This is a genomic window from Bradyrhizobium sp. STM 3566 (genome assembly GCF_045571445.1).
Classification (GTDB): domain Bacteria; phylum Pseudomonadota; class Alphaproteobacteria; order Rhizobiales; family Xanthobacteraceae; genus Bradyrhizobium; species Bradyrhizobium vignae.
On the sequence record NZ_CP120692.1, the window covers coordinates 1,013,924 to 1,031,616 of the forward strand.

At 63.9% G+C, this 17,693-nt stretch carries 14 protein-coding genes and 1 pseudogene; 11 read left to right on the top strand and 4 right to left on the bottom strand.

The annotated features are described in order from the left end of the window. Window positions 1-5: 5 nt before the first annotated feature. The 4 genes and pseudogenes from P6U27_RS04825 (at window position 6) to P6U27_RS04840 (ending at window position 5,426) form a co-directional block, all read left to right on the top strand. Window positions 6-1,502 (top strand): aldehyde dehydrogenase family protein, encoded by a 1,497-nt coding sequence (locus tag P6U27_RS04825; RefSeq protein ID WP_407193713.1) that lies wholly within the window; start codon window positions 6-8, stop codon window positions 1,500-1,502. Window positions 1,503-1,621: 119 nt separating this feature from the next. Beyond that, window positions 1,622-2,747: pseudogene (locus P6U27_RS04830) on the top strand (alkene reductase). Window positions 2,748-2,968: 221 nt separating this feature from the next. Beyond that, window positions 2,969-3,472 (top strand): GFA family protein, encoded by a 504-nt coding sequence (locus P6U27_RS04835; RefSeq protein WP_122400887.1) that lies wholly within the window; start codon window positions 2,969-2,971, stop codon window positions 3,470-3,472. Between the two features lie 292 nt (window positions 3,473-3,764). Further along, window positions 3,765-5,426, top strand: a complete 1,662-nt coding sequence (locus P6U27_RS04840; protein ID WP_209294657.1) for a thiamine pyrophosphate-binding protein — start codon at window positions 3,765-3,767, stop codon at window positions 5,424-5,426. A gap of 61 nt (window positions 5,427-5,487) precedes the next feature. On the opposite strand, the gene P6U27_RS04845 is transcribed toward P6U27_RS04840, so the two are convergent. Further along, a complete protein-coding gene (locus P6U27_RS04845) occupies window positions 5,488-6,867 on the bottom strand; it encodes an LLM class flavin-dependent oxidoreductase (RefSeq protein ID WP_209294658.1) in 1,380 nt (459 codons plus the stop codon). Window positions 6,868-7,132: 265 nt separating this feature from the next. Here P6U27_RS04845 and P6U27_RS04850 point away from each other — a divergent pair, with 265 nt between their 5' ends. From P6U27_RS04850 to P6U27_RS04875, 6 genes are all read left to right on the top strand, one after another. Next, entirely contained in the window at window positions 7,133-8,518 is a 1,386-nt protein-coding gene (locus P6U27_RS04850) for a M20 family metallopeptidase (RefSeq protein WP_122400890.1), read from the top strand. An 87-nt stretch (window positions 8,519-8,605) separates the two neighbouring features. Continuing rightward, complete coding sequence (locus P6U27_RS04855) at window positions 8,606-9,517, top strand: amino acid ABC transporter substrate-binding protein (RefSeq protein WP_122406375.1); 912 nt, start codon at window positions 8,606-8,608, stop codon at window positions 9,515-9,517. 126 nt (window positions 9,518-9,643) lie between these two features. Further along, a complete protein-coding gene (locus P6U27_RS04860; RefSeq protein WP_122400891.1) occupies window positions 9,644-10,375 on the top strand; it encodes an amino acid ABC transporter permease in 732 nt (243 codons plus the stop codon). A gap of 4 nt (window positions 10,376-10,379) precedes the next feature. Next, the gene (locus P6U27_RS04865) at window positions 10,380-11,072 is read left to right on the top strand and encodes an amino acid ABC transporter permease (RefSeq protein ID WP_122400892.1); all 693 of its coding nucleotides are present in this window, start codon (window positions 10,380-10,382) and stop codon (window positions 11,070-11,072) included. A gap of 191 nt (window positions 11,073-11,263) precedes the next feature. Further along, window positions 11,264-11,995 carry an amino acid ABC transporter ATP-binding protein gene (locus tag P6U27_RS04870; protein WP_122400893.1) on the top strand — a complete coding sequence of 244 codons (732 nt, stop codon included), beginning with the start codon at window positions 11,264-11,266 and terminating at the stop codon, window positions 11,993-11,995. 187 nt (window positions 11,996-12,182) lie between these two features. Beyond that, entirely contained in the window at window positions 12,183-13,043 is an 861-nt protein-coding gene (locus P6U27_RS04875) for a D-amino-acid transaminase (RefSeq protein WP_407193714.1), read from the top strand. 129 nt (window positions 13,044-13,172) lie between these two features. Here P6U27_RS04875 and P6U27_RS04880 read toward each other — a convergent pair whose 3' ends face one another. From P6U27_RS04880 to P6U27_RS04890, 3 genes are all read right to left on the bottom strand, one after another. Next, entirely contained in the window at window positions 13,173-13,634 is a 462-nt protein-coding gene (locus P6U27_RS04880) for a carboxymuconolactone decarboxylase family protein (RefSeq protein WP_122400895.1), read from the bottom strand. 29 nt (window positions 13,635-13,663) lie between these two features. Beyond that, window positions 13,664-15,271 (bottom strand): DHA2 family efflux MFS transporter permease subunit, encoded by a 1,608-nt coding sequence (locus P6U27_RS04885; RefSeq protein ID WP_209294659.1) that lies wholly within the window; start codon window positions 15,269-15,271, stop codon window positions 13,664-13,666. A gap of 117 nt (window positions 15,272-15,388) precedes the next feature. Beyond that, entirely contained in the window at window positions 15,389-16,570 is a 1,182-nt protein-coding gene (locus tag P6U27_RS04890; protein WP_407193715.1) for an HlyD family secretion protein, read from the bottom strand. A gap of 211 nt (window positions 16,571-16,781) precedes the next feature. Here P6U27_RS04890 and P6U27_RS04895 point away from each other — a divergent pair, with 211 nt between their 5' ends. Then, window positions 16,782-17,693 (top strand): LysR family transcriptional regulator, encoded by a 912-nt coding sequence (locus P6U27_RS04895; protein ID WP_122400898.1) that lies wholly within the window; start codon window positions 16,782-16,784, stop codon window positions 17,691-17,693.

Genomic DNA, 17,693 nt, shown 5'->3' on the forward strand with positions numbered 1-17,693 from the left:
CAGCCATGGCTGTGTCGCAGGCTATTCCGATCACGCGCCATCCGTTCGCAAATGGGTCCTACAAGCAGATGCTGATCGACGGCAGGTGGGTCGACGCCGCCTCAGGCAAGCGCTTCGAGACCCGCAATCCCGCAACCGGCGAGCTGCTTGCAACGGTCGCCGAAGGCGACAAGGAAGACATCGATCGTGCCGTTGCCGCCGCTCGCCGCGCGTTCGAAGGTCCGTGGAGCAACGTCAAGCCGTTCGAGCGGCAGAACCTGCTCTTGAGGCTCGCCGACCTCGTCGAGAAGAACTTCGACGAATTGTCGCAGCTCGACACGCTCGACATGGGCGCGCCTCTCAGCCGCACCCGCGCCTATCGCCTGCGCGCCATCGGCATGCTGCGCTATTACGCCGGCCAGACCACGGCAATCCACGGCGAGACCATCGAGAACTCGCTGCCCGGCGAGATCTTCTCCTACACTCTGAAGGAGCCGGTCGGTGTCGTCGGCGCCATCATCCCGTGGAACGGCCCGCTGACCGCGACGATCTGGAAGATCGGCCCGGCGATCGCGACCGGCTGCACCGTGGTGCTCAAGCCCGCCGAAGAGGCGCCGCTGACCTCGCTGCGCATCGCCGAGCTCGCGATGGAAGCGGGCATTCCGCCGGGCGTTGTCAACGTCGTTCCCGGCTACGGCGAGACCGCGGGCGCGGCGCTGGCCTCGCATCATGATGTCGACAAGGTCGCCTTCACGGGCTCGCATGTGACAGGCCAGTCGATCATCAGCGCCTCGGCCGGCAACTTGAAGCGCGTCTCGCTCGAGCTCGGCGGCAAGTCGCCGGACATCGTGTTCGCGGATGCCGATCTCGACGCGGCGGTGCCGGGCGCGGCGATGGCGGTATTCGCCAATTCGGGTCAGATCTGCAGCGCCGGCACGCGCCTGTTCGTCGAGCAATCGATCTATGACGAATTCGTCGGTCGCGTCGCCGAGTTCGGCAAGAAGCTGCAGGTCGGCAACGGCCTCGATCCCAACGTGCAGATCGGTCCGCTCGTCTCCGAGCAGCAGCTCGAGCGCGTCACCGGCTATCTCGACATCGGTCAGAAGGAAGGCGCCAAGGCGCTCGCCGGCGGGGGTCGCGTCACCGAGGGCGCATTGTCGAAGGGCTTCTTCGTCTCACCGACGGTGTTCGCGGGCGTTGAGGACGACATGCGCATCGCGCAGGAGGAGATTTTTGGTCCGGTCATCTCCGCGATCGCGTTCAAGGACATGGACGAGCTGGTCAAGCGCGCCAACAACACCACCTTCGGCCTCGGCTCCGGTCTGTGGACGCGCGACGTCAGCAAGGCCCATGCAGTGGCGAAGCGCCTGCGTGCTGGCTCGGTGTGGGTGAACTGCTACCAGGCGATGGATCCAGCCGTGCCGTTCGGAGGCTACAAGATGAGTGGCTACGGCCGCGAGTCCGGCAAGCAGCATGTCGAGGAATATCTCAACGTGAAGGCTGTCTGGATCAAGACGGCGTAAGATCCATATCCCTCCCGTGTTCCGCGGAAGGGAATATCTGCCTTCGCGGGGCAGCACCTTTTCCGGTCGCTGCCCCTCGCTATATGATCCGCGTCCTTTCCTAGTCGTTCGGGGCCCACATGAAATTCGAAGCGTTGTTTCAACCGTTGCAGGTTGGTCCGTACAAACTTGCACACCGCGTGGCGATGGCACCGCTCACCCGGATGCGCGCCGAGCGCGACAGCTTTTCCCCGCGTCCGCTCAATGCTGAATATTACCGCCAGCGCGCGACGAAAGGCGGCCTGATCATTGCCGAAGCCTCGCCGGTGCTCTCGCATGGCCGCGGCAACCCGGCGACACCTGGCATCTATTCGCAGGCGCAAGTGGCGGGCTGGCGCAAGGTGGTCGATGCCGTGCATGCCAAGGGCGGCATCATCTTCCTCCAGCTCTGGCATGTCGGCCGCGTCTCTCACTCTTCTTTCCACGGCGGTGCGCTGCCGGTTTCGGCCTCGGCCATCCCGATCAAGGCCGAAGGCATGAAGGCGATGACGGCCGACGGCAAGATCGCCGAATACGAGACGCCGCGCGCGCTGGAGACCGAGGAGGTCAAGGACATCATCGAGGCGTTCCGGCAGGGTGCCAAGAACGCGCTTGCCGCGGGCTTCGACGGCGTCGAGATCCACGGTGCCAACGGCTATCTGCTCGAGCAGTTCCTGCAGTCGCGCAGCAACCAGCGCACCGATCAATATGGCGGCTCGATCGAGAACCGCGCGCGCCTTCTGCTCGAAGTCACGCAGGCCGCGATCGACGTCTGGCGCGAACCGCGTCGCCGTCCGGCTGTCGCCACATGGCATCGCCAATGATTCCGGCGAGCCCGATCCGATGCCGCTTTACACCCATGTCGTGAAGGCGCTCGACAAGCTCGGCCTGGCCTACCTGCACTTCATCGAGCCGCGATCGAGCGGCGCCGGCCGCGCCGACGTGCACTGGGAGAATGTGCCGTCGGCGATGGTGCTGTTCCGGCCACTCTACAGTGGCGTGCTGATGACCGCCGGCGGCTTTACCGGCGAGACCGCAAACGCGGCGATCGCCGAGGGACACGCCGATATCATTGCTTTCGGCCGCATCTTCATCTCCAATCCGGATCTGCCGCGGCGGCTGGAGCACGACTATCCGATCACGCCGTACAACCGCGCGACGTTCTATGGCGGCGAGGAGAAGGGGTATACGGATTATCCGGTGTATGACGAGCTGACGCCCGCCTGACGCTGCCGTAGCCTGGATGGAGCGCAGCGCAATCCGGGATCGTCCCCGCGTCAAGATCCCCGGATTGCGCTTCGCTCCATCCGGGGTACGGGACTATTGCGTTGCTCCGACCACCACCACAAATTCCGTCATTGCGAGCGCAGCGAAGCAATCCAGCATCTCTCCGTTGAGGCAGCCTGGATTGTTTCGCTGCGCTCGCAATGACGACGGGGAGACTTTCCATGGCCAAAGCCGCAGCCGCCGCAGGAATAGCCACCGGCCAATGCCTCTGCGGCAAGGTCACCTTCGAGATCGACGTTCCCGCGCGCTGGGCGTGGCATGATCACTCCGCCGCCAGTCGCCGCGCCCACGGCGCAGCTTACGCGACCTATATCGGTAGCTGGAAGAAGCGCTTTCGCATCACGTCCGGCAAGACCGTGCTCACCCGCTACGAGGACAAGGTAACCAAGACCGCGCGCAGCTTCTGCTCACATTGCGGGACGCCGATCATGTACGAACGTCCGCGCGGACCGCACATGGTCAACATTCCCCGTGCCCTGTTCAACGAACGCACCGGCCGCCAACCGCTCTATCACATCGCGATCGAGGAGCTGCAGGAATGGGCCTATACCGGCGAGCCGCTGGTGCCGCTGAAGGGCTTTCCGGGCGTGGTCTGGCAGCGCTCGAAAAAGAAGAAGCGCGCGGGCGGCGAGGATCCGTTCGAGCTGGGCCGCGAGGAGATATAGTGCGAGCCGCACCTCCGCTCTCGTGCCCAGGACGCGGCGCAGCGCCTCCCCTGCGATGCGAAGCATGGTCCGGTGCGGCGGTGGCTGCTGAGCCGGTGCCCATGCCTCAGCGAACTCGGCGCGAATATCTGTGTCCCGGCTCTGCGCCGCAACGTTGCACGTTGCGTCCCGTCCGAGACACGAGAGTGGGGCTTCCACGCAACGCAGCCATGAGCGCGCTTCCTTGCGCGCATCCCAAAACTTCGGCCATCATGCCTCCGTCCTTGCGGCAACGTCCGCTCCTGGAGGAAACATGAAGAACAAGATCACCGGCCGCTCCGCCTTTCTCGCGCTGCTCAAGGACGAGGGCGTCTCGCATCTGTTCGGCAATCCCGGCACCACGGAGCTGCCGATCATGCATGCGCTGAAGGACCAGCCCGATCTCACCTATGTGATGGCGATGCAGGAGAGCCTGGTGGTGGCGATCGCCGACGGCTACAGCCGTGCCTCCGGCAAGCTCGTCGCCTGCAACGTTCACGTCGCGCCCGGCCTCGGCAACGCCATGGGCTCGCTCTACAACGCCCAGTTCACGGGCACGCCGATGATTTTGACTGCAGGCCAGCAGGAGCAGGGCCACGGCCTGATGGAGCCGGTGCTCTATGGTCCTCTGGTGCGTATGGCCGAGCCGCTGGTGAAATGGGCGGTCGAGGTGACGCGGCTGGAGGATCTGCCGCGCATCGTGCGCCGTGCCGCCAAGGTGGCGATGACGCCGCCGACCGGGCCGGTGTTCATTTCGCTGCCCGGCGACATCCTCAACAGCGAAGCCGGCATTGATCTCGGCCGCTCCACCCGCATCGACGCGCGTACAAGGCCGTCGGATGAAGCGTTGAAGACCTTTGCCGCGCGGCTGCTGAAAGCCGAACGGCCTGTGATCGTCACCATGGACGAGGTGGTCAAGAGCGATGCGCTGAACGAGGCGGCTGAGTTGGCCGAGCTGCTCGGCGCGGCCGCCTACCAATCCTCGACGCCCTATGGCTCGCACTTTCTCTCGGAGAGTCCGAGCTTCATCGGCACGCTGGCGCGCGTGCAGAAGGCCGCACGCGATACGCTTGCGCCGTACGATCTCCTGATCGCGCTGGGCGGCGATCCCCTGCGGATGTCGGTTTACAGCGAAGTGGACGCGCTGCCGGATGGCCTTGGCATCGTGCAGGTCGGTCTGGTCGATTGGGAGATCGCCAAGAACTACGGCGCCGAGATCGCGCTGAAGGCGGATCTGAAGGAAACGCTGCGCGCGCTGATTCCCGTGCTGAAGGAGATGGGCGGCGCGACACTCGCGGGCCGCGCGAAGCAACGTCTCGCCGAACTCGCGCCGAAGAACTGGATCGCACGCCGCGCCGCTTTGGTCGAGCAGATCGGCAGGAGCGCCGCCCGCACGCCAATCGATCCGGATTTCCTGGTGCTGCAGATGGTCGAGGCGATGCCTGATAATGCCATTCTCGTCGATGAAGGGCTCACCTCCAGCCGCCAGATTACGGCGCTGCGGCCGCATCGCGATCGCTATGACTACCACGGACTTGCCTCCGGCGGCATCGGCTGGGGCCTGCCGGCGTCAGTCGGCGCCAGCATTGCCAATCCGGATCGCCCCGTGGTGTGCTTCTCGGGCGATGGCAGCGCGATGTATTCGATCCAGTCGCTGTGGACGGCCGCGCATCACAAGCTGCCGCTCAACGTCGTCATCGCCAACAATGGCGGCTATCGCATCATCAAGCAGCGGCTGCTCGCCTTCCATGGCGATGACAATTACGTCGGCATGGACTTCGTCGATCCGCCCGTGGATTTTGCCGGCATCGCGAAGGCGCTCGGCTGCGAGGCGATCAAGATCAGCGACCCCCGCGAGCTGAGGGCGACGCTGGCGTCGGCGTTCGGCCGGCCGGGGACGAAGCTGATCGAGGTGATGGTGGACGGGAAGGTGTAGGGCGGCCTGGCGCCACGTTCTCAGCGCCCGACTTGATGTTCAGCCCGGGGGCACGTGGTGGCTATCTTTTCCTCCCCACCCGATACCCTGCGGCCGGATGCGGCCCGTCGAGCCTCGCGCGCCCCTCACCGAACAGCTTCTCCCGCAGCGTACCCTTGGCATAATCGCTCTTGTACCGCCCGCGCCGGGTCAGCTCCGGCACCAGCATATCGGCGATGTCCTCGAAATCGCCAGGTGAGATCGCGAACGCGACGTTGAGACCGTCAACGTCGGTCTTCTCGAACCAGTCCTCGATTTTGTCAGCGACCATCTCGGGCGTGCCGACCACGACCGGACCGGCGCCGCCGATGCCGACATGCTCGATCACATCGCGCACCGTCCAGATGCGATCAGGATCAGCGCGGGTGACGTTGTCCATCGCGCTGCGGCCGGCGTCGTTCTGGACATGGCGCACCTGCTGGTCGAGGTCGTAGCCGGAGAAGTCGACGCCGGTCCATCCCGACATCAGCGCCAGCGCTCCCTCGGGGCTGATGTGACGGCGGTAGTCGGCGTATTTCTCCCTGGCTTCGGCTTCCGTCCGTCCAAGGATGATCGTCATCATCGAGAACATCAGGATCTCCGCCGGGTTGCGGCCGAGCGCAGCGGCCTCTTGCCGGATCGCTGAGACGCGCGGCGCGATCACCTTGGCCGACGGTCCCGACATGAAGACGCACTCGGCATGGCGTGCGGCGAACTGCCGGCCGCGAGGCGAGGTGCCGGCCTGGTACAGCACGGGCGTGCGCTGCGGCGATGGCTCGCTGAGGTGAATGGTTTTGTTGATGCGGTAGTTCGTGCCCTCGTGATTGACGCGATGAACTTTTGCGGGGTCGGTAAAGATGCCGCGCGTCCGGTCGCGCAGCACGGCATCGTCCTCCCAGCTTCCTTCCCAGAGCTTGTACACCACCTCCATATATTCGTCGGCAATGTCGTAGCGGTCGTCATGTCCGGTCTGCTTGTCCTTGCCGGCACCGCGCGCGGCGCTGTCGAGATAGCCGGTGACGACGTTCCAGCCGATGCGTCCCTCGGTGAGATGATCCAGCGTCGACATCCGCCGCGCGAACGGGTAGGGCGGCTCGAACGACAGATTGCTGGTGACGCCGAAACCGAGATTTTGCGTCACCGCGGCCATCGCCGAGAGCAGCAGCAGCGGCTCGTTCGACGGCGTCTGTGCTGCATTGCGCAAGGCTGCGTCAGGGCTGTTGCCATAGACATCGTAGACGCCGAGCACGTCCGCCAGGAACAGCCCGTCGAAACGGCCGCGCTCCAGCGTCTTGGCGAGATCGATCCAGTAGGGCAGGCGGTTATACTCGGCGGTGCGGTCGCGCGGATGGGTCCAAAGGCCCGGTGACTGGTGTGCGACGCAATTCATCGCAAAGGCGTTGAGCCTGATCTCTTTGGCCATGCTGGTCCCCTCGCCGCCCTGTACTGAGCGCTCTTCGAATGATAGATCTGCGCCCCAACTTGGCTAAGTTCTTGCATATGTTTGGGGATTGGCAAGGTCAAAATCAGCGGTGCCGCCGCGCTTGGCGAGCCAATCTCAAGCGAGCAAGAACGAAATCCCAAGAACCGCCCAAGAACCGCCCAAGAACGATCCAACGCCCCGCCACTTTCGACGGCCTATGTAGCTCGCTACGTTCGCCGGCATCGAAACCTTGAAAACGAAAGCAATGACCAGAGCCGACGCCATCGCCCGCGCCCGCGACGATTTCAAATCCGGTGCGTTCCTCGCTGAACTCGACCGCCGCGTCGCGTATCGGACCGAAAGCCAGAATCCGTCGCGCGGCCCCGAGCTGCGAGCCTATCTGGAGCAGGAGATGCAGCCGGCCTTCGCCGCGCTCGACTTCACCAGCCGCATCGTCGAATCCCCAAGCGGCAAGGCGCCGTTCCTGTTCGCCGAGCATCACGAGAGTGCGTCCGCGCCGACCGTGCTGGTCTACGGCCATGGCGATGTCGTCGACGGCATGGAAGGCGAGTGGCGCGAGGGGCGCGATCCCTGGCGCACGACAATTGCGGGTACGCGCCTCTATGGCCGCGGCACCGCCGACAACAAGGGCCAGCACAGCATCAACATGGCCGCGCTCCGTGCGGTGCGCGACGCGCGCGGCGGCAAGCTCGGGTTCAACGCCAAGTTCATCGTCGAGATGGGCGAGGAGATCGGCTCGCCCGATCTCGGCAAGGTCTGCGATCTCAATCGCGATGCGCTCAAGGCCGACCTGTTCGTGGCCTCGGACGGCCCGCGCCTGTCGGCCGATCGGCCGACGCTGTTTCTAGGCTGCCGCGGCGGCATCCGAATTCATCTCGACGTGAATTTGCGTGATGGCGGGCATCATTCCGGCAATTGGGGCGGCGTGCTCGCCAACCCCGCGACCATCCTGGTCAACGCGATCTCGACCCTGGTCGACGGTCATGGCCGCCTCCAGCTCGAGGCCCTGAAGCCGCCGCGGCTCACCAACCAAATCCGCAGCTATCTCGCCGACGTCGAGGTGGTGCCGACAGCGGACGAGCCGGCGCTGGCCGAGAACTGGGGCGAGGAGGGGTTGTCGGCGGCCGAACGGCTCTATGCCTGGAATACGCTCGAGGTGCTGGCGATGTCGTCGGGCAATATCGAGAAGCCGGCGAACGCCATTCCCGGCCGCGCCAGTGCCGTGCTGCAACTGCGTTTCGTCGTCGGCACCAAAATTGACGGGCTGATCGAGGCGATCCGCGCGCATCTGGTCCAGAAGGGGTTTCCAATGGTCGAGGTGCGCGCGGCGCAGAGTTTTGCTGCATCGCGCACCGATTTCGACAGCCCGTGGATCAAATGGGCGGCGGATTCGGTGCAGGAGACCACCGGCAAGGCGCCGGCCGTGCTGCCGAACTTTGGCGGCTCGCTGCCCAATGACGTGTTCTCCGAGGTCCTGGGCCTGCCGACGATCTGGGTCCCGCACTCCTATCCCGGCTGCTCCCAGCATGCGCCCAATGAGCACATCCTGCTGCCGTTGACCGAAGAGGCCTTGACGGTGATGGCCGGGCTGTTCTGGGATCTCGGCGAGTTGCCGGCGCCGTTAACCTGAGCCGATAATCCAGCCGAAAGTTACATTCTAATCCGGCTCGATTTGTGCTTGCATCCGGGCCGCATCATCCGAAAGGGGAAGAAAAACGTGAAACATTTCCGTCACATCGGGCTCGCGCTCGCCGCAACCTTCGTCGTCAGCCAGGCCGGGGCGCAGGAGCTGACCGGCACGCTGAAGAACATCAAGGACACCGGCGCGATCACGCTCGGCTTCCGCGACTCCTCGATCCCGTTCTCCTATCTGGACGACAACCAGAAGCCCGTCGGGTTCGCGATGGACATCTGCTACAAGATCGTCGAGGCCGTGAAGAAGGAGCTCAAGCTCGACAAGCTCGAGGTCAAGCTCAACCCGGTGACCTCGGCGACGCGCATCCCGCTGATGGCCAACGGCACCATCGACCTCGAATGCGGCTCGACCACCAACAATGCCGAGCGCCAGAAGCAGGTCGCCTTCACCAATACCCACTTCCTGACCGCCAGCCGCTACGTCTTCAAGAAGTCGAGCGGCTTGAAGTCGATCGACGACCTCAAGGGCAAGACCGTGGTCTCGACCGCCGGCACCACCAACATCAAGCAGCTTACGGAAGCCAACGTCGCGAAGGGACTCGGCGCCAACATCATCCCGGCCAAGGACCACGCCGAAGCCTTCCTGATGGTCGAGACCGACCGTGCGGTCGCCTTCGTGATGGACGACATCCTGCTCGCGAGCCTCGTCGCCGGCTCGAAGAACCCGGACGACTACGCCGTCTCCAAGGACGCGTTCTCCAAGCCCGAGCCCTACGGCATCATGCTGCGCAAGGACGATCCCGCCTTCAAGAAGGTGGTGGATGCTGCGACCGCCGCGCTCTACACCTCGGGCGAGGCCGAGAAGATCTACAACAAATGGTTCACCCAGAAGATCCCGCCGAAGGGCCTGAACCTCAACACGCCGATCTCGGCCGAGCTGAAGAACGAGTTCGCCAAGCCGACGGACTCGCCGAACCCGGACGACTACAAGTAAGATGCACCATCCGCCTCTCCCCGCTTGCGGGGGGAGGCGGTACATTCGGCCTTTCTGGAGGGAGAATGGCCGGACATTTGCATAGGCGCCAGGACATCATGACTGGCGCGTTCGCGCGGGGGACACGTGAACTACAACTGGAACTGGGGAATCTTCTTCCAGCCGAATCCGATGGGGACCGGCACCTATCTCGACATGCTGTTGTCGGGTTTGGCGCTGACCCTCAAGACGGCGGCGCTGGCCTGGATCATCGCGCTGATCACCGGCTCGATCGTCGGCGTCATGCGCACGCTGCCGTCGAAGGGCGCCAACTGGTTCGGCTTCCTTTATGTCGAGTTCTTCCGCAACATGCCGCTGCTCGTGCAGCTGTTCCTGTGGTTCTTCGTGCTGCCGGAACTGCTGCCAAAAGGTGCGGGCACTTGGCTGAAGCAGCTGCCGAACGCGCCGTTCTGGACGGCTGCGATCGGCGTCGGTTTCTTCATGTCGGCACGCGTGGCCGTGCAGTTGCAGGCGGGCATCTCCTCGCTGCCGCGTGGGCAGAGGATGGCGGCGACCGCGCTCGGCCTCACCACGGTGCAGGGCTATCGCTACGTGCTGCTGCCGATGGCCTTCCGCATTATCTTGCCGCCGCTGACCTCCGAGTTCCTCAACACCATCAAGAACACCGCGGTCGCAATCACCATCGGCCTGCTCGAGCTGACCGGACAGGCGCGCTCGATGCAGGAATTCTCGTTCCAGGTGTTCGAGGCCTTCACCGCCGCGACCATCCTCTATCTCCTCGTCAACGCCGTCGTCGTGACCGCGATGCGCTTCCTCGAGCGCTGGGTCGCGATCCCCGGCTACATCACGGGGAAATAGCGCCATGCTCGGCAACTTCGATTTCGACGTCATCCGCCGCGCGCTGCCCTACCTGTTTTATGAGGGCATGACGTTCACGCTGACGCTGACGGGGCTCGCAGCTCTCGGCGGCCTGATCTTCGGCACGGCGCTTGCCCTGATGCGCCTCTCCGGCCTCAAGCTGCTCGGCCGGATCGCCGGCATCTATGTCGACTTCATGCGCTCGCTTCCGCTGGTGCTGGTCATCTTCTGGTTCTACTTCCTGGTGCCCTATATCGGGCAATGGCTGACCGGCGCCTCGCGCCCGATCAGCGTCGGCGCGTTCGCCTCCTCGCTCATCACCTTCATCATGTTCGAGGCGGCGTACTTCTCCGAGATCATGCGCGCCGGCATCCAGTCGATCTCGCGCGGCCAGCCGGCCGCGGCCAGTGCGCTGGGCCTGACCTACGCCCAGACCATGCGCTACGTCGTGCTGCCGCAGGCCTTCCGCAACATGCTGCCGGTGCTGATCACGCAGACCATCGTGCTGTTCCAGGACACCTCGCTGGTCTACGTGCTTTCGATCACCGACTTCCTCGGCGCGGCCAGCAAGGTCGCCCAGCGCGACGGGCGCCTCGTCGAAATGTACCTGTTCGCAGCAGTCGTCTACTTCACCATTTCCTGTATCGCGTCCTTTGGAGTCCGCCGTCTCCAGGCGCGCATCGCCATCATTCGCTAGGTGGATCGTGAACTCCAGATTCCGAAATGAGGTGCCCTTCACTTCTCCCACAGGGAGAGGTCGGATCGCGCGAGCGATCCGCGTGAGGGGTTTCGCCCCGACGATGGACCTGTACCCCTCACCCGGCGCTTCGCGCCGACCTCTCCCCGTGGGAGAGGTGAATCGAGACTGCTGAGGCGCTTGAGAAACACATGATCGAAATCAGCCACGTCAACAAATGGTACAGCCCGAGTTTCCAGGTGCTGACCGACTGCACCACCAGCGTCACCAAGGGCGAGGTGGTCGTGGTCTGCGGTCCCTCCGGCTCGGGCAAGTCGACCCTGATCAAATGCGTCAATGCGCTGGAGCCGTTCCAGAGCGGCGACATCCTGGTCGATGGCACCAAGGTCAATGATCCCAAGACCAATCTGCCGAAACTGCGCTCGCGCGTCGGAATGGTGTTTCAGCATTTCGAGCTGTTTCCGCACCTCAAGATCATCGACAATCTCTGCCTCGCCCAGGAGAAGGTGCTTGGCCGTGGCCACGACAAGTCGGTCACCAAGGGCATGCAACTGCTGGAGCGCGTCGGGCTTAAAGAGCAGGCGCAGAAGTTTCCCGCGCAACTCTCCGGCGGCCAGCAGCAGCGTGTTGCGATTGCCCGCGCGCTCGCGATGGATCCGATCGTGATGCTGTTCGACGAGCCGACCTCGGCGCTCGACCCCGAAATGGTCAGCGAAGTGCTCGACGTCATGGTCGATCTTGCCCGCGAAGGCATGACCATGATGGTCGTGACCCATGAGATGGGCTTCGCCCGCAAGGTCGCCAACCGCGTCATCTTCATGGACCGCGGTGAAATCGTCGAGGACGCTCCGAAGGAAGACTTCTTCGGCAAGCCCCGCAGTGACCGCGCGCAGAAGTTCTTGTCGAAGATTCTGTCGCATTAGACGTTGCCAGTCCGGGGCGCGACGCAGTCGCGAGCCCGGAATCCATTTGGCGGCCGTACGCGATGTGAGATGGATTCCGGGCTCATTCGCTTTGCGAATGCCCCGGAATGACGGATCGAGGGTTTATCGGGCCCGGCAAATCTCCTATACCGATGGCTAAATTCCCTTTCCCGCCAGGAGACTTGCCTTGGACCCGCTCGCCTATGTCAACGGCTCATTCGTCCCGCTCTCGGAAGCCACAATCTCGATCCTTGATCGCGGCTTCCTGTTCGCCGACGGCATCTACGAGGTCTCGGCGGTGCTGGATGGCAAGCTGGTCGACAATGCCTCGCATCTCGCGCGGCTGGAGCGGTCTGTCGGCGAGATCAAGCTGAAGCTGCCCGAGACGGTCGAGCGCATCACCGAGCTGCAGAAGGAGCTGATCGCGCGCAACAAGCTCGAAAGCGGCCTCGTCTACCTCCAGGTCACGCGTGGCGCCGACAAGGGCCGCGACTTCCCGTTCCCCAAGGGCGACGTCAAGTCGAGCCTGGTGATGTTCACCTCCGAGAAGGACATCATCAACGCTCCGGTGGCAAAGACCGGCATCAATGTGATCACGGTGCCCGACATCCGCTGGGAGCGCCGCGACATCAAGAGCGTCGCGCTGCTGGCGCAGGTGCTGGCGAAGCAGGCTGCGGCCGAAGCCGGCGCCGGCGAAGCCTGGATGCTGCAAGACGGCTATGTCACCGAAGGCGGCTCGTCCTCGGCGTTCATTCTCACCAAGGACGATGTCATCGTCACCCGCAAGAACTCCAACGCGATCCTGCCGGGCTGCACCCGCAAAGCCGTGATCGCGCTTGCCGAGGAGCGCCAGCTCCGTGTCGAGGAGCGGTCCTTCACCGTCGCCGAGGCGCTCGCCGCCAAGGAAGCCTTCATCACCAGCGCATCCTCCTTCGTGCAGCCGGTGGTCGCGATCGACGGCAAGAAGATCGGTAATGGTGAGCCCGGCCCGATGGCAACGCGGCTGCGCGAGATCTACGTGGAGTTCGCCAAGGCGACGGCGGTCTGAGCCGCACTCCGCTATCGGTGGGCAAAGCGAGGCGTGCCCACGTCTTCTGTTGGATTCATGGAGAAATGGTGGGCACGGCGCAAGTGCGCCTTTGCCCACCGTACGAAACCTGCGCTGAGGCGCACGCCCCTACGCCACCGACGCCTTCACCTTTACCGGATGTACCGCACGGAACGCGATCGCGATCCTGTTCCAGGCGTTGATCGCCCCGATCAGCATGGTCAGGTTCACTGTCTCCGCGTCGGAGAATTGCGCGCGAACCTGTTCGTAGACGTCGTCCGGCGCGTGCGTCTCTGAGATCAGCGTCACCGCCTCCGTCCAGGCCAGCGCGGCGCGCTCGCGGTCGGAATAGAGCGGGGATTCGCGCCAGGCATTCAGCAGGTAGATGCGCTGCTCCGTCTCGCCGCGCTTGCGGGCGTCCTCAGTATGCATGTTGATGCAGAAGGCGCAGCCGTTGATCTGCGATGCCCGGATCTTGACCAGCTCGATCAGCGATTTCTCCAGGCCTGTCGACTGGATCTGCTCTTCCAGCGCCATCAGCGCCTTCATCGTGTCGGGTGCGGCCTGGTAGAAGTTCATACGGGGCTTCATGGTCGTTCTCCTTGCTTGCTGGGGTGAAATCAGTGGGCACCACCGGCCGAGGTCTGCCGGGGCTTCTTCAGGAAGAGGACGGCGAGCAGCGCCACGATCAGCGCCATGCCGAGCAGATAGAAGGTGTCGCTGAAGGCGAGGACATAGGCCTGCTTCTGCACGATACGGCCGACCGCGACATAGGCGCGATGCGCAGCGTCCGCATGGTCGAGGACACCGTGGTTGATGAAATACTGGGTGAGTTGCTCCAGCCGCGTGCGCGTCGCCTGCCCGAATACCGAGACCGACTGCATCAGCACGTTGGAGTGATACTGCTCGCGCTTGGTCAGCACGGTCTGGAGCAGCGCGATGCCGACCGCGCCGCCGAGATTGCGCATCATGTTGAACAGGCCGGAAGCCGAACCGGCATTCTCGGCCTCCATGCCGGCGGTCGCCACCGCCGACAGCGGCGCCATGACCAGGGCCTGTCCGACCGCGCGAACGACATTGGGCCACAGCAGCTGGTCGGCGGCGTAGTCGTTGCTCATGTAGATGTTCATGAAATTGGATGCCGCAAACAGCGCGAAGCCGATGCCGATGATGATCCGCGCATCGAAGCGCTGCATCAGGCGCGGCACCAGCGGGATCAGCACCAACTGCGGCAGTCCGGTCCAGGCCAGCACCATGCCGATCTGCTCGGCATTGTAGCCCTGGATGCGCGACAGATATTGCGGCAGGATGAACACAGAGCCGTAGAGCGCGATGCCGAGCAGGAAGTTCGCGAGCATGCCGAAGCCGAAATTGCGTCGCACCAGCAGGCGCAGGTTCAACAGTGGCTTCTTCACCGTGAGCTCGATGATGAGGAAGGCGGTCAGCGCCACGGCGGCGATGATCGACAGCTTGACGATGAAGGGCGAGCCGAACCAGTCGTCCTTGTTGCCCTCCTCCAGCACGGTCTGGAGCGCGGAAAGGCCGATCGCCATGGTGATGATGCCGGCCCAGTCGCCCTCGCGCAGGAGGGACAGCTTCATCGGCTTGGCCTCGAGCGCGTACCAGAGCATGCCAACCATGATCGCGCCGGGCACCAAATTGACGTAGAAGATGTACTGCCAGCCGAAATTCTCGGTGAGATAGCCGCCGATGGTCGGCCCGATCGCCGGTGCGAACGTCGCCGACAGTGCGAACAGCGCGAGGCCGACCGGCTGCTTGCCGCGCGGCAACAGCATGATGATCAGCGTGAAAGCCATCGGGATCAGCACGCCGCCGGTGAAGCCCTGGATCGCACGCAGCACGATCATTTGGGACAGATCCTGCGCCAGCGCGCAGGCTGCGGACAGAGCCAGGAACAGGATCGCATTGGTGAGCAGATAGATTCGAATCGAGAACACCTGCGCGAGCCAGCCCGACAGCGGGATCACCACGATCTCGGCGATCAGATAGGAGGTCGAGATCCAGCCGCCGTCGTCGATGCCGGCGCCGATCGCGCCCTGGATGTCGGCGAGCGAGGCGTTGACGATCTGGATGTTCAGCACCGCCATGAAGGCGCCGAGCGTCGCGCCGATCACAGCGATCCAGGTTTTCGCGAGCACCGCCCGAGCGGCGGGGGTGGGAATGGTGGCGGCGGATGCGACGTTGAGGGCGGGTTGGAGCGTGCTCATGGAAGCCTCGTCTCGGGTACGGAGACAGGATGCGATAGGCGGACGATTTCGATAATCGAGGAAGTCCTGGAAGGATCATCCGGCAGGATTTGACAATCCTGCCGGAGCCTTCCGGCGTCAGCTCCCGTCGGGGCGGGAGGCGTTGTTGGCGAGACGTTTGGCCGTCTCGCGATCGGCCAGCACCGTCGCCTTGGTGTCGATGGTCGGCACCGCGGACATGCCGGGGCGCAGCAGGCCGGTGAGACTGTGGTCGTCGAGCACGATCTTCACCGGAACGCGCTGCACGATCTTGGTGAAGTTGCCGGTCGCGTTATCGGGCGGCAGCAGCGCGAATTCGAGCCCGCTCGCCGGCGACAAGCTATCGACACGGCCGTGCAGGGTCCGATTGCGGAAACTGTCGACGTGCAGTTCGACCGGCTGGCCGGGCCGCACATGCGTGAGCTGGGTCTCCTTGAAGTTGGCAACGACATAGACCGCATCGAGCGGCACCACCGCCATCAATTGCGTGCCGGCTTGCACGTATTGGCCGACGCGCAGGCTGCGGGCGCCGACCGTGCCGTCCACCGGCGCGGTGATCTCGGTATAGGACAGGTTCAACGCCGCCTGCTGCGCGACCGCACGGGCACGCTCGAGCTGGGCCGCGGCCTGGGCGCGCTGCGTGGTGAGCACGTCGATCTTGCGCTGTGCAGCCAGAAGGCCGGATTTGGCGTGCTGCAATTGCGCATTGCTGGCGCGTAGCGCCGCATCGGTCTGCTGCGCACGCTGGATCGTACCGGAGCCCGACTTCATCAGGTCGTCGTAGCGGGCGCGCTCCTCCTGCGCGAATTTCAGATTGGCATCCGCAGCAGCGACATCAGCCGTGCTTTGCGCGATGATCGGCTGTTGCAGTTCGAGCTGGGCATCGATGTTGCGTACGGATGCTTCGGCAGCCGCGACATCGGCGCGGGCTTGGTCGAGTGCCGCCTTGAAATCGCGGTCGTCGATCTTGGCCAGCAGCTGGCCTGCCTTGACCTTCTCGTTGTCGCCGACCAGCACTTTTGCGATGTACCCGGAGACCTTCGGCGCGATGATCGTGGAGTCCGCCTTCACGTAGGCGTCGTCGGTGGTCTCGAGGTAGCGGCCCCTGGTCCAGTAATCGTGTCCGTAGTAGGCGAGGGCTGTCGTCCCCGCGAGGAGCGCGAGCACCAAGGCCGCGCGCCGGACCATGTTCCGGGCCGGGATGGCTGGCGGCACCTTGGAGCAATCGCGAGTGATTTCTGTCGCTTGCTGGAAGATCTCGGTGCGGGGCATCTCGGACATTGCGGTCTCCTGTCGGCTCGCTGAGACTATCGGTCTTGCCGGCCCGGATGATAATTGGCAAAATTCTGAAAGGATTATCCGTTGCAAGTGGATAATCGGAACCATCGGCTTGGTTCGCAATGTCTAGCGGGTCAGGCTCGCGACGCGCCAGAGTGATTGCTGCCTCTGTCGCGCGATTGCTGCTGATGCGTACATCCTGGTGCAGGGAAGCATGGATCGATTGACCAGCCTCGAAGTATTCAGCCGGGTGGTCGAGACCGGTGGCTTCTCCGCAGCAGCCCGCAAGCTCAACATGTCGACCACCATGGTGAGCAATCACATTCAGGCATTGGAAGACCGGCTCGGGGTGAGGCTGCTTCACCGCACCACGCGCAAGGTCAATCTGACCGAGATCGGCAAGGCCTATTACGAACGCTGCGTCCAGATCCTCGCCGACATCGAACAGGCCGACGACATTGCGAGCGAATTGCAGTCGGTGCCTCGCGGCACGCTGCGCATTCACGTCGCCACCCATATGGTGCCGTTCGTCGCGCCGGTCGTGGCGAAACTGCTGTCGACCTATCCGGAGCTCAAGATCGATCTGCGCATGGGCGAGGCCGATGTCGATCTCATCGAGGAAGGCTACGACGTTGCGCTGCGCATGATCCCGCCGCCCGATTCGAGCCTGATCGTGCGGAGCCTAGCCACCTGGCGTCACGTGCTGTGCTGCTCCCACGATTACATCGAAAAGCACGGCCGGGTGCAGAAGCTCGACGAGCTCACCGGGCATAATTGTGGTCGGCATTTGAACTATCCATTCGGCGACGAATGGCGTTTCCTTGATCGCAAAGGCACACCAGCCGCCGTGCGTATCTCGGGCAGCTTCGTCACCAATAGCGGGGAAGCACTGCGCAAGGTCGCCCTGGAGGGTGCGGCCGTCTGCCTGATGGCAGGGTTTCTCATTCAGGACGATCTCGAAGCCGGCCGTCTCGTCCGCCTCTTGCCGGAATATCGAACGGTCGAGCTCTCCATGAATGCGGTCTATCCGCATCGTCATCATCTGTCGGCGAAAGTCAGGACCTTCATAGACCTGCTCGTGCACCACAGCGCCGAGCAGCAGAAGCTGATCAACCCGTATTCATGA

What these genes read in the sequence shown, in the direction of transcription:
- P6U27_RS04825 (WP_407193713.1), top strand. Translation starts at nt 6, where the DNA reads ATGGCTGTGTCGCAGGCTATTCCGATCACGCGCCATCCGTTCGCAAAT.
- P6U27_RS04835 (WP_122400887.1), top strand. Translation starts at nt 2,969, where the DNA reads ATGGCCAAAGCCGCAGCCGCCGCAGGAATAGCCACCGGCCAATGCCTC.
- P6U27_RS04840 (WP_209294657.1), top strand. Translation starts at nt 3,765, where the DNA reads ATGAAGAACAAGATCACCGGCCGCTCCGCCTTTCTCGCGCTGCTCAAG.
- P6U27_RS04845 (WP_209294658.1), bottom strand. Translation starts at nt 6,867, where the DNA reads ATGGCCAAAGAGATCAGGCTCAACGCCTTTGCGATGAATTGCGTCGCA.
- P6U27_RS04850 (WP_122400890.1), top strand. Translation starts at nt 7,133, where the DNA reads ATGACCAGAGCCGACGCCATCGCCCGCGCCCGCGACGATTTCAAATCC.
- P6U27_RS04865 (WP_122400892.1), top strand. Translation starts at nt 10,380, where the DNA reads ATGCTCGGCAACTTCGATTTCGACGTCATCCGCCGCGCGCTGCCCTAC.
- P6U27_RS04870 (WP_122400893.1), top strand. Translation starts at nt 11,264, where the DNA reads ATGATCGAAATCAGCCACGTCAACAAATGGTACAGCCCGAGTTTCCAG.
- P6U27_RS04880 (WP_122400895.1), bottom strand. Translation starts at nt 13,634, where the DNA reads ATGAAGCCCCGTATGAACTTCTACCAGGCCGCACCCGACACGATGAAG.
- P6U27_RS04885 (WP_209294659.1), bottom strand. Translation starts at nt 15,271, where the DNA reads ATGAGCACGCTCCAACCCGCCCTCAACGTCGCATCCGCCGCCACCATT.
- P6U27_RS04890 (WP_407193715.1), bottom strand. Translation starts at nt 16,570, where the DNA reads ATGTCCGAGATGCCCCGCACCGAGATCTTCCAGCAAGCGACAGAAATC.
- P6U27_RS04895 (WP_122400898.1), top strand. Translation starts at nt 16,782, where the DNA reads ATGGATCGATTGACCAGCCTCGAAGTATTCAGCCGGGTGGTCGAGACC.